This is a genomic window from Stenotrophomonas sp. 1278, from assembly GCF_029892765.1.
GTDB classification, from domain to species: domain Bacteria; phylum Pseudomonadota; class Gammaproteobacteria; order Xanthomonadales; family Xanthomonadaceae; genus Stenotrophomonas; species Stenotrophomonas indicatrix.
This window is the reverse complement of record NZ_JARXWD010000012.1, coordinates 113367-124717: the sequence shown is the minus strand read 5'-3', so window position 1 is coordinate 124717 and position 11351 is coordinate 113367. Positions and strand designations below refer to the sequence as shown.

Below are 11351 nucleotides of genomic sequence, written 5' to 3'. Positions count from 1 at the left end.
CGCCCCAGGATCGCCGCCAGTCTGGCGCACCTCGCGGCTCGCCGTAGCGGGCCAGCGGCCGGCACTACCGATCAATGACGCGGCGTGGATTGTCGGTCTTGGTAGTGCCGGCCGCTGGCCGGCATCTTGGTGGAGTGGGGTGATTGCAGTTGCCGGCCAGCGGCCGGCACTACCAGGTCGCGCGGGCGATTGGCGGCGTCTCAGTTCTCTGCGTCCTGCAGTGCTGCATGCAGTTTGTCGGTGATCTGCTGCAGCGCGGCCAGGTCATCGGCTGAGAGATGGTCGAGGAAATTCCGGCGCACGCTGGCGACGTGTACCGGCCGCGCTGCGCTCAGCTGGGTGCGGCCTTCTGCGGTCATGCGGATCACCACTACGTTGTCACTGTCGGTGTCACGCTCGATCAGGCCACGGCCGGCCATGCGGGTGAGCTGGTGCGAGAGCCGGGTCTTGTCCCATTCCAGGTAGTCCAGCAGTTCGCGCTGGCGGCGGCAGCGGTCCTTGGCCTTGCTCAGTTCCATCAGCACGACGAAGTCGGCACTGGAGAGTCCGGTGCTGCGGGTGATGTCGTGGACGATGCGGCCGGAGGTGATCTCGGCCATGCGCCGGAAGCCGCGCCAGGCGGCCCACTCGTCAGGGGGGATGGTGGGTGGGGTCATGCGCCCACGTTGCCCGTAGTTGGTTGACGTGTCAACTCGAACATTCTACGGTTGATATATCAACCGAGCAAAAGGCCACCTCATGCCGCACCCTCCACGTATCGCCATCATCGGCGCGGGCCCCGCCGGCCTGACTGCTGCGCTCATCCTGCATCGCGGCGGTCATCGCGTGAGCGTGTACGAGGGCGAATCATCGGGGCAGCAGCGTACCCAGGGCGGCACGCTGGACCTGCACGAGGATTCCGGCCAGGTGGCGTTGCAGCGCGCCGGTCTGCTGGAGGCGTTCCGGGCGGTGGCGCGCCATGAAGGCCAGGAGGCGCGGATGGGTGATCCGTGGTCCGGGGCAATTACCGCAGGAGGGTTCGGGCCGGAGGGAAGCATGGACAAGCCGGAGATCGACCGTGGCGACCTGCGCCAGCTGCTGCTGGATGCGTTGCCGGCCGACGCGGTGCAGTGGGACCATTGCTTGAGCGAGGTGGAACCTGCAGATGCCGGCCGCCACAGCCTGCGCTTCGCCAATGGCGTGCAGGCCGAGGCGGACATCGTGATTGGTGCCGATGGTGCGTGGTCGAAAGTCCGCGCTGCGTTGAGTGCGTGCCAGCCGCTGCCGACCGGCATTACTTTCTTTGAAGGATGGATCGCGCAGCCTGCGGCGGATATCGCGGGCATGGTGGGGCAGGGCAGCCTGTTCTGCTTTGGCGGCGAGGAGGCGCTGTTCGTGCAGCGCAACAGCGGCGATCGACTCTGCGTGTACGCGGCGCTGAAGCGGCCTTCTGATTGGCTTGATGCGCAGATCGCACAGCACGGCATGCGCGCGCTGGTGACAGGCAGCTACACCGGCTGGGCACCGAACCTGGGGCGGCTGCTGGAGGCGTGCACCGACTTCGTGCGGCGGCCGATCTACAGCCTGCCGGCGGATTTCCGTTGGACACCGCGCAACGGCGTGACGCTGATCGGCGATGCTGCCCATCTGATGCCGCCGGTGGGCGTGGGCGTGAACCTGGCGATGCTGGACGCGTCGGATGTAGCGATGGCGTTGTGCGCGCAGCCGGATGCAGTGAGTGCCATTCGCCACGCCGAATCCTTGGTCTGCGAGCGCGCCAGCACGCTGATGCCGGACGCCATCGACGGGTTCCAGCGCTGGTTCACTACCGAGGCGACGGCTGACCGCGGTTGAGGCCGCTTGCAACGCGGGGACAGCAAGCACCTGCGTCACTGCGTCGCAGCCTCTCTGCAGGATGCGGTACATCGGTTCAGCGCTAGAGTGGGCATACCCATCCAGGAAGGAGACGCGCATGTACTACAGCAGTGGCAACTACGAGGCCTTCGCTCGCCCGCGCAAGCCGGCGGGCGTGGACAACAAGACGGCCTGGTTCGTAGGCTCGGGCCTGGCATCGCTGGCCGGTGCGGCGTTCCTGGTGCGCGATGGGCGCATGCCCGGCGAGCGCATCACCATCCTGGAACAGCAGCAGATTGCCGGCGGCGCGCTGGATGGCCTGAAGGTGCCGGAGAAGGGTTTCGTGATCCGTGGTGGCCGCGAGATGGAAGACCATTTCGAGTGCCTGTGGGATCTGTTCCGTTCGATTCCGTCGTTGGAAATCGACGATGCCAGTGTGCTGGACGAGTTCTACTGGTTGAACAAGGACGACCCGAACTATTCGCTGCAGCGTGCCACGATCAATCGCGGCGAAGATGCGCATACCGATGGCTTGTTCACCCTGAGCGAGCAGGCGCAGAAGGACGTGATCGCGCTGTTCCTGGCCACCCGGCAGGAGATGGAGAACAAGCGCATCAACGAAGTGCTTGGCCGTGATTTCCTCGACAGTAATTTCTGGCTGTACTGGCGCACGATGTTCGCGTTCGAGGAATGGCACTCGGCGCTGGAGATGAAGCTGTACCTGCATCGTTTCATCCACCATATCGGCGGGCTGCCGGATTTCTCGGCGCTGAAGTTCACCAAGTACAACCAGTACGAATCGCTGGTGCTGCCGCTGGTGAAGTGGCTGCAGGAGCGCGGCGTGCGGTTCCAGTACGGCACTGAAGTGACCGATGTGGACTTCGACCTGCAGGAAGGCCGCAAGCAGGCCACGCGCATCCACTGGACACGGGACGGCCAGGCCGGTGGCGTGGACCTGGGCGTGGACGATCTGGTGTTCATGACGATCGGCTCGCTCACCGAGAATTCCGACAACGGCGACCACCACACCGCTGCGCGCTTGAATGAAGGCCCGGCACCGGCGTGGGACCTGTGGCGGCGCATCGCGGCCAAGGATACGGCGTTCGGGCGCCCGGATGTATTCGGTGCGCATATACCGGAAACCAAGTGGGAATCGGCGACGGTAACCACATTGGACGCGCGCATTCCGGCGTACATCGAGAAGATTGCCAAGCGCGATCCGTTCAGCGGCAAGGTGGTGACCGGCGGCATCGTGAGCGTGCGCGATTCGCGCTGGTTGATGAGCTGGACGGTGAACCGCCAGCCGCACTTCAAGAACCAGCCGAAGGACCAGATCGTGGTGTGGGTGTATTCGCTGTTCGTGGATACGCCGGGCGATTACGTGAACAAGCCGATGCAGGACTGCACGGGCGAGGAGATCACCCGCGAATGGCTGTACCACCTGGGTGTGCCGGTGGAAGAGATCGACGAGCTGGCGGCGACCGGGGCGAAGACGGTGCCGGTGATGATGCCGTACATCACCGCGTTCTTCATGCCTCGCCAGGCCGGTGATCGCCCGGACGTGGTGCCGGAGGGCGCGGTGAACTTCGCCTTCATCGGCCAGTTTGCCGAATCGAAGCAGCGCGACTGCATCTTCACCACCGAGTATTCGGTGCGCACGCCGATGGAAGCGGTGTACACGCTGCTGGGCATCGAGCGCGGCGTGCCGGAGGTGTTCAATTCCACCTACGACGTGCGCACGCTGCTGGCCGCGACCGGGCGTCTTCGCGATGGCAAGGAACTGGACATTCCGGGGCCGGCGTTCCTGCGCAACCTGCTGATGAACAAGCTGGACAAGACCCAGATTGGTGGGCTGCTGCGCGAGTTCGGGCTGGTGCAGGACGACTGAGGTAGCGGGGCGTCGGGGGGCGCCGGGCCATGCCCGGCGGCTTCTTTTGGCGCCGCTTCGCTCGCCGGGCATGGCCCGGCGCTACCGCAACGCCGCGTTGTCGGTGGAGCGGCTGAGGTTCTCCCAGGCATTGATGCGTTCTGTCATGGCGGCCAGCTTGCCGCGTACTAGGTGCAGGGCGTCGCTGCCCAACAGCAGATGCGTGGGTGGGTTGGGGGTGTCGATCACCTGCAGCATGGCTTGCGCGGCCTTGATCGGGTCGCCCAGCTGATGGCCGCTCTTTTCTTCGCGTGCGCTGCGGATCGGGTCGAACAGCGCGTCGTAGTCGCCGATGCTGCGCGAGGCCCGCACCATCGAACGGCCGGCCCAATCGGTGCGGAACGAACCCGGCGCGATCGCGGTCACATGGATGCCGAACGGCGCCACTTCCTTGCCCAGCACCTCGCTGATGCCTTCCAGCGCAAACTTGCTGCCGCAGTACCAGGCGATGCCCGGCAAGGTGATGAAGCCGCCCATGGAGGTGATGTTGAGGATGTGGCCGCGGCGGCGCACGCGCATGTGCGGCAGCACGGCTTTGATCAGCGCTGCGGGACCGAACACGTTCACTTCGAACTGATGGCGCAGTTCGTCCAGCGTGGATTCTTCGAGGATGCCTTCGTGGCCGTAGCCGGCGTTGTTGACCAGCACGTCGATTGCGCCGATGTCGGCTTCGACGGTGGCCACCAGTGCATCGATGGCCGCGGCGTCGGTGACGTCCAGCAGGTGGCCGAAGGCGCGACCGGGGGCGAGGGCCGCAAATTGCTGGCGGGCAGATTCGCTGCGCACGGTGCCGACCACGCGATGGCCGGCCAGCAGGGCCTGCTGGGCCAGGGCGCGGCCGAAGCCGCTGCTGACACCGGTGATAAGGAGGAGGCGGGATGCGGTCATGGCTGAGGGCTCGTGGCTGGGAAGTTGCACGTTAGTGATTGAGTGCGCGGCCGCCCAGGCCTAAGCTTCGGGATTTCTTGCCTATTCCTCTGGAGCCCCTGATGAGGCCGGCTGACGATCCGCTGCAACATCCGGCACAGGCACGCATGGTCGGCCTGCTGCAGGCGCTGGCCGTGGACGAGGGCTACACGCTGACGGCAGTCCCCGGGGTGCGGCTGCTGCGCTCGAACCGGCCACTGGCGCGCACGCCGGTGCTGTACGACCCCGGCATCGTGATCGTCTGCCAGGGCGTCAAGCGTGGCTATCTGGGCGGGCAGGTCTATCAGTACGACGCGCAGCACTACCTGGCGGTGTCGGTGCCGGTGCCCTTCACCATGGAAACCGAGGCCACGGCCGAGGCGCCGCTGCTGGCGATCTACCTGCATCTGGATCTGCAGCTGGCCGCAGATCTGCTGATAGAACTGGGCGAGCGCACTGCCAGCACCGAAGCGCCGGCAAGAAGCATGATGTCCAGCCCGATGCAGCCTGCGATGCAGGCCACGGTGCTGCGATTGCTGGAAGCGCTGGCCGATCCATTGGAGGCCGACGTGCTGGGGCCCTCGCTGGTGCGCGAGCTGTATTTCCGTGTGCTGACCGGCGCACAGGGTGGGGCGCTGCGCGAGGCGCTGGCGATGCGCGGGCGCTTCGGCCGCATCGGCAAGGTGCTGCGGCATATCCACGCGGCCTATTCGACGGCGCTGGATGTGGATGCGCTGGCAGCGCAGGCGGAGATGAGCGTGGCCACGTTCCATGATCACTTCCGCAGCATTACCGGTACCTCGCCCATGCAGTACGTGAAGTCCACGCGGCTGCACCAGGCGCGGCTGCTGATGCTGCGGCAGGGCATGACGGCCGAGGCGGCATCGCTGGCGGTGGGGTACGCCAGCCCGTCGCAGTTCAATCGGGAGTTCAAGCGCTTGTTTGGGTTGCCGCCGGCGGCCGAGGTGGCGCGCATGCGGCGAAGTTTTGCGCTGCCGCCGGCGCCGGCCGATGCGCTGTATGTGTCTTCGCACTGACCGCTGCGCTCGCCGGGCATGGCCCGGCGCTACCAGGGAAGCCCGTGTCAGGTAGCGCCGGGCCATGCCCGGCGAACGAGTCGGTTGACAGGGTTTCTACCTACTAGTAGGTTTGCACCCATGAAAGAGTCGCTCTCTCCCAAGGCACACGAGATCCTGGTCCATGCCCGTTCGCTGCTGGAAGCCGGTGGCTACAACGGTTTCAGCTATGCCGACGTGTCCGCGCGGGTGAACATCAGCAAGGCCAGCATCCACCACCATTTCCCCAGCAAGGCGGATCTGGTGCGGACGGTGGTGGAGCTGTACCGGGCGGAGGCACGGGAAGGCCTGGCGCTGCTGGACCGGCAGCTGGGCGATCCGTTGCTGGCGCTCAACGCCTACGTGGATTACTGGTCCAGCTGCATTGCCGGTGGCACCTCGTCGTTCTGCATCTGCGCGATGCTGGCGGCCGAAGCGCCGATGATCCCCGACGAGATTGCCGATGAAGTGCGCGGGCATTTCGAGGATCTGAGCGGCTGGCTGACGATCACGCTGGAAAAGGGGGCGGCGCAGGGGCAGCTGAGGCTGCAGGGCACGCCTGCCGATGAGGCCAAGGCGTTCATGGCCTCGGTGCACGGCGCGATGCTGGCCGCGCGTGGGTTTGGTGATACGGCGACGTTCGCGGCGCTCGCACGGTTGTCGATTGCCCGGCTGGTGCCGGCGGTCTGAATGTTTCGACGAAGGCCTGCGTGGAGCGGGCCTTCTTTTTGTTCACTGAGCCTACCTACTAGTAGGTTAAAAACTCCAACAGAGGCCGCCATGAGTCATCCGCTTTCTTCCTTGGGCATCGTGCACACCGCGATCAGCCTGGTTCCCATCGCTGCCGGCCTGTTCGGTTTCATCCGGTATCGGGCCATTGATCCGGCTACGCGCGCCGGCAAGCTCTATCTGCTGGGGTTGGTGCTGTCGGTGGTGACCTCGTTCACCGTCTCCAGCACCGGGGGCCTCAATCCTGGCCACGCGTTTGGTGTGGTGATTCTGCTGATTGCGTTCGGTGGGGTGTTGGCGGCCCGGTTGCGGTTCCTTGGGCGATTGGCACCCTATCTGTCCACGTTCGCGCTGTCTTTCAGCTTCCTGCTGTCTCTGGTGCCAGGCGTGAATGAAACGCTGACACGCTTGCCGGTGGCGCACCCGATCGCGGCTGCGCCGTTGGCGCCGGTGATCCTGCAGACGTTGCTGGGGTGCGCGGCGGTGTTTGCGATCGGATTCGTGGCGCAGTGCTGGCGGATTCGCGCGCGGACACGACTCTGATGCGGTCGAACAGACGCTGTGCCCATCGCGGCAACGCTCTACAATCCTGTCCAGGGAAGCTGCTTATCCACGGATCAGGTGATGAGAAAGAGCGAACGACTAAAGTTGGCCTTGGAATTGTTCGAAGGAATGCCGCCAGCGCAGGACGCAGCGGCTGCGATGAAGCAGCTTGGCGAAGCGCTTCGGAGTGTGGAGGTTGAGCACTCCGGGTTTGCTGACTATTCCATCCAGCGCGGGTATGCCAACGCGCAGCTCCATTTGTTTCCCTACTACGCGGAAAGTCCGTTCTGGCGGCATCACCCTGACGCGGAGCACACCCTGGTCTGCCAGTTGACGTCGCACTATGCGGTGTTCGGCAGCGAGGGCGGCGTCGCTATTTTCACGCGCGACAACTGCGTCGGGCGGGACTTGGTGTTCTGCAAGCCGAGGGGCATGCTCCCGGTCGGCACACGCGATGTACGTCTGTGGCCTGAATAACCGGGCGGCGCTCAGCAACCCACCAGCCGGTCGGCGCTGAGGCCACTGCGGTGCTGGTTGCGGTATTCGATGGGGCTGGCATCGACCATGCCGCGGAAGTGCCGGCGGAACGATTCCTGCGATCCGAACCCGGCCTGTTCGGCCACCCATTGCAGCGGGCGGTCGGTGGTTTCCAGCAGTTCGCGTGCGTAGGCCACGCGTTCGCGGATGAGCCAGTCGATGGGCGACAGGCCGGTGGCTTCCAGGAACTGCCGCTGCAGGGTGCGCTGGCTGAGTGCGGCCTGTTCGGCCAGGCTGCCCAGCGAATGCGGCTCGCGCAGGTTGCGGCGCATCCATTCCATCAGTTTCGCCAGCCGCGTGGGCTCGCCCAGCGGGATCGCGCGGCTGACCCGCTGGCTGCGTTCGGCATCGCGCCAGGGTGCCAGCACCAGCCGTTCGGCCACCAGATTGGCCACGCGTGCGCCGTAATCCTTGCGCACCATGTGCAGCATCATGTCCATGCCGGTAGCCGAGCCGGCCGAGGTGATGATGCTGCCGGCGTCCACGTACAGCACATCGTCGCGCACGTGGATGCGCGGGAACTCGCGCGCCAGCGTTTCGGTGAGCCGCCAGTGGGTGGTGGCCTGGCGACCATCGAGCAAACCAGCCCATGCGAGCACGAATGCACCGGAGCAGATGGACGTGATGCGTGCGCCGCGCGCGTGGGCGCGGGTGAGGGCATCAAGCAACGCCTGCGGTGGGCGCTCGCTGGGTTCGCGCCAACCGGGAATGACGATGATGTCGGCGTCGTCGACGGCGCTCAGGTCGTAGGGCAGCTGCACCTGCGCACTGCCGAGCATGCGCAGTGCACCGGGCTCGCCAGCGCAGAGCTGGGTGCGGTACCAGGCCACGCCCAGTTCAGGGCGGATGGGCGCGAACAGGCCGACCGCGCAGCCGAATTCGAACAGGCCCTGGCCGTGGCAGGCCACGATGGCGACGGTGGGCGCGGTCGGATCGGCAGACAGGGTGGGCATGGCTTGATGCTACCGATGAAGGTGCTTGCGTCAGCGTGTCGTGGCGGCATGAGGTGATGCCAGTGCGGCATATGGCCGGTGGCCGGTTTCCGTTGCACCGGCCGCGCGCAGCGTTGCTGCGTAAGGTCATTACCAGCGGTCATGTGGCTGGCGCGATGTGACGGTCACATGACGCGATATCCGCTGTTGCGTGTTGGGCGTGGGCTCTTGAATGGAGGCGTGTCTCCGGCCCACCCCCACGAGCCCCCATGCCTGCTGCCCACATTCCTGCGCTGTCCACGCTCTCCCTGCTGATTGCCGCCACTCTTGCCGCTGCCCCGGCGTATGCGGCTGAGGCCGATGCACCGTCGGCGGCCACTGCTACTTCTGCCAACCTTGCTGCGTCCACGCTGGATGCGGTGGTGGTGACCGGTTCACGCACCAGCACGCGCACGGTGAAGAACAGCTCGACACCGATCGACGTGATTTCCGCCGAGGACCTGGCCGCTACCGGCCAGGCCAACCTGCTGGAAGCGCTGCAGCGCAGCCTGCCATCGCTGAGCCAGATCGGCGGTTACCAGAGCGACCAGGAAAGCCTGATCCGCGGTTACCAGCTGCGCAACCTGTCGCCGGGTTACACGCTGGTGCTGGTGAACGGCAAGCGCCGCAACGCCAGCGCGTATGTCAGTGGCGCCAACGGTGGCGGCTACCCCGGCCACGCCTGGGCCGATCTGGCGCTGATTCCGGTGTCGGCCATCGACCATGTGGAGGTGCTGCGTGATGGCGCTTCGGCCATCTATGGTTCGGACGCGATCACCGGAGTGATCAACGTGATCCTGAAATCGCAGGCGCACGGTGGCGATGTCTCGGTGGAGAGCGGGCAGAGCACCGACGGCGACGGCAGCCGCACCAGCGTGCGCGCCAACATCGGCCTGCCGTGGGGCGAGGATGGCTTCATCAACCTGTCCGGCGAGAGCACGCGCCAGCACCATGCGATCCGCACGCGGCGCTACATCGACGGCTACCTGAGTTATCCCGCCGTGGATGGCAACGGCAACCTGGTGGCGCTGCGTCCAAACAACCGCCTGCCGGCTGGAGCGACGCCGAACCCGGCCGAGGCCGGGCGCGATGCCGAGGCCAACATCATCCTCAGCTCGCCGTCGTATGCGCTGAAGGCCTTCGCGGTGAACGTGGGCCATGGCCTGGGCGAGAACGCCCAGTTCTACGCCAATGCGACCGCCAGCGACCGCACCGCGCAGGCGATCCAGAACTTCCGCCTGCCGGCAACGATCTTCACCACCTACAAGGCGCCGGGCGTGCTGAGCGTGTTCCCCGATGGCTTCCTGCCGGTGCTGGAAACCAAGGAGAAGCAGTACACCGGCACGGCTGGGGTGAAGGGCCAGGTTGCGGGGTGGGACTACGACTTCAGCCTGACCGGCAACCGCAATACGGTGCGCACCTACACCCGCAATTCGGTGAACTACTCGCTGCCGTACCCCGGCTCGCCGACCGACTTCTATGACGGCAAGCTGGATTACCAGCAGGGCATCGCCAACCTTGATCTGCGTCGAGGCTTCGAGGTGGCGGCCTTCGCATCGCCGCTGGAAGTAAGTGCCGGTGCCGAGTACCAGCATGAACAGTACGAACGCGGGGCAGGGCAGTGGGAGTCGTACACCGGTTTTGGTGCGGCTGCCTTCGTCGGCTATTCCACCGCCGATGCGGTGAAGGCCACCCGCAACAGCAAGGCGGTGTACGCCGGTGCAGCGACCAACATCACCTCGCGCTGGTACCTGGACGCCGCCGCGCGCTGGGAAGACCACTCGGACTTCGGCACGGTGTCGACCGGTCGGCTGACCACGCGCTTCGACTTCACCGATGCGCTGGGCGTACGTGCCACGGTCAGCAATGGCTTCCACGCGCCGAGCCTGGGCGCGCAGTTCTACCAGGCCACCGGCAGCTGCCCGTGCGGTACCACGCTGGTGGCGCAGGTCGCTTCGCCGGCAGCAGTGGCGCTGGGCGCTACGCCACTGAAGCCGGAGAAGGCCACCAACTACAGCCTCGGCGTGACATGGGACCCGAGCCCGGCCTTCCATCTGGCGGTGGATGCGTACCAGATCGACATCCGTGGCCAGCTGGGCCAGTCCAGCCAGATCGGCTACAACGCGCAGGACCCGGCGCGGGTGACCGACAACAGTGGCACCGTGCTGACCGCCGCGCAGAAGAACACCATCGACGCGCTGCTGGGCACGGCCGGCATCAGCATCCTGCCCGGTGATGCGTTCTACGCCAGCTACTTCACCAACGTGGGCGACACCCGCACGCGCGGCGTGGAGCTGACCCTGGAAGCCAACCAGGAAACGCAGTGGGGCAAGCTGCGCTGGAGCTACGCGGCCAACGTGGGCCGCACCACCATCCAGAAAGTGAGCGCGATTCCGCAGGCGTTGCAGGGGCTGCCGAACATCAACCTGCTGACCAAGTCGAGCGAGTACGCGCTGCGCTTCCGCACGCCGTCGTACACGCAGGTGGCGGGGCTGGGCTGGCAGAACGGGCGCTGGCGTTCGAACTTGGACTTCACCTACTACGGCCCGATCAAGCGCCTGAACAACGGCGTGGAGTACAAGCAGCCGCCGGTGCTGGTGACCAACCTGTCCGGTGGCGTCGAGCTGGGTGCCGGTTGGAGCGCGGCGCTGGGCATCAACAACGTGTTCGACAAGCGCACCCGCAAGGTGCCTGCGTACGCACGCAGCGCCACCGATGTGGCCAGCATCGAGACCACCTGGGACAGCGGTGATGTGCTGAGCAACGTCGGGACGTTCTGGTACGGGCGCGTCAATTACCGGTTCTGAGGTTCATGTGAAACGTCGCCGGGCATGGCCCGGCGCTACCGAG

10 protein-coding genes are annotated in these 11351 nt (G+C 65.9%); 7 read left to right on the top strand and 3 right to left on the bottom strand.

Annotation, left to right across the window (positions count from 1 at the left end; translation table 11 throughout):
* Window positions 1–200: 200 nt before the first annotated feature.
* Window positions 201–656, bottom strand: coding sequence for a MarR family winged helix-turn-helix transcriptional regulator (locus M2299_RS12555; protein WP_280884461.1), 456 nt, complete (start codon window positions 654–656; stop codon window positions 201–203).
* Window positions 657–738: 82 nt separating this feature from the next.
* Here M2299_RS12555 and M2299_RS12550 point away from each other — a divergent pair, with 82 nt between their 5' ends.
* Together M2299_RS12550 and M2299_RS12545 are read left to right on the top strand one after the other, a co-directional pair.
* Window positions 739–1833, top strand: a complete 1095-nt coding sequence (locus tag M2299_RS12550; RefSeq protein ID WP_280884460.1) for an NAD(P)/FAD-dependent oxidoreductase — start codon at window positions 739–741, stop codon at window positions 1831–1833.
* 118 nt (window positions 1834–1951) lie between these two features.
* On the top strand, window positions 1952–3721 hold the full coding sequence (locus M2299_RS12545) for an oleate hydratase (protein WP_280884459.1): 1770 nt from the start codon (window positions 1952–1954) through the stop codon (window positions 3719–3721).
* Window positions 3722–3802: 81 nt separating this feature from the next.
* Here the strand turns inward: M2299_RS12545 and M2299_RS12540 are convergent, their stop codons facing one another.
* Window positions 3803–4648 carry an oxidoreductase gene (locus M2299_RS12540; protein ID WP_280884458.1) on the bottom strand — a complete coding sequence of 282 codons (846 nt, stop codon included), beginning with the start codon at window positions 4646–4648 and terminating at the stop codon, window positions 3803–3805.
* Window positions 4649–4749: 101 nt separating this feature from the next.
* Between M2299_RS12540 and M2299_RS12535 the strand changes: the two genes are divergently transcribed.
* The 4 genes from M2299_RS12535 (at window position 4750) to M2299_RS12520 (ending at window position 7470) form a co-directional block, all read left to right on the top strand.
* Window positions 4750–5703, top strand: a complete 954-nt coding sequence (locus M2299_RS12535; protein WP_032976130.1) for an AraC family transcriptional regulator — start codon at window positions 4750–4752, stop codon at window positions 5701–5703.
* A gap of 120 nt (window positions 5704–5823) precedes the next feature.
* Entirely contained in the window at window positions 5824–6411 is a 588-nt protein-coding gene (locus M2299_RS12530) for a TetR/AcrR family transcriptional regulator (protein ID WP_280884457.1), read from the top strand.
* 90 nt (window positions 6412–6501) lie between these two features.
* The gene (locus M2299_RS12525; RefSeq protein ID WP_154880135.1) at window positions 6502–6993 is read left to right on the top strand and encodes a hypothetical protein; all 492 of its coding nucleotides are present in this window, start codon (window positions 6502–6504) and stop codon (window positions 6991–6993) included.
* An 81-nt stretch (window positions 6994–7074) separates the two neighbouring features.
* Window positions 7075–7470 carry a hypothetical protein gene (locus M2299_RS12520; RefSeq protein WP_033830936.1) on the top strand — a complete coding sequence of 132 codons (396 nt, stop codon included), beginning with the start codon at window positions 7075–7077 and terminating at the stop codon, window positions 7468–7470.
* Window positions 7471–7481: 11 nt separating this feature from the next.
* Here M2299_RS12520 and M2299_RS12515 read toward each other — a convergent pair whose 3' ends face one another.
* Window positions 7482–8483 (bottom strand): helix-turn-helix domain-containing protein, encoded by a 1002-nt coding sequence (locus M2299_RS12515; protein ID WP_080148995.1) that lies wholly within the window; start codon window positions 8481–8483, stop codon window positions 7482–7484.
* Window positions 8484–8731: 248 nt separating this feature from the next.
* Between M2299_RS12515 and M2299_RS12510 the strand changes: the two genes are divergently transcribed.
* A complete protein-coding gene (locus tag M2299_RS12510; protein ID WP_280884456.1) occupies window positions 8732–11308 on the top strand; it encodes a TonB-dependent receptor in 2577 nt (858 codons plus the stop codon).
* Window positions 11309–11351: the final 43 nt, after the last annotated feature.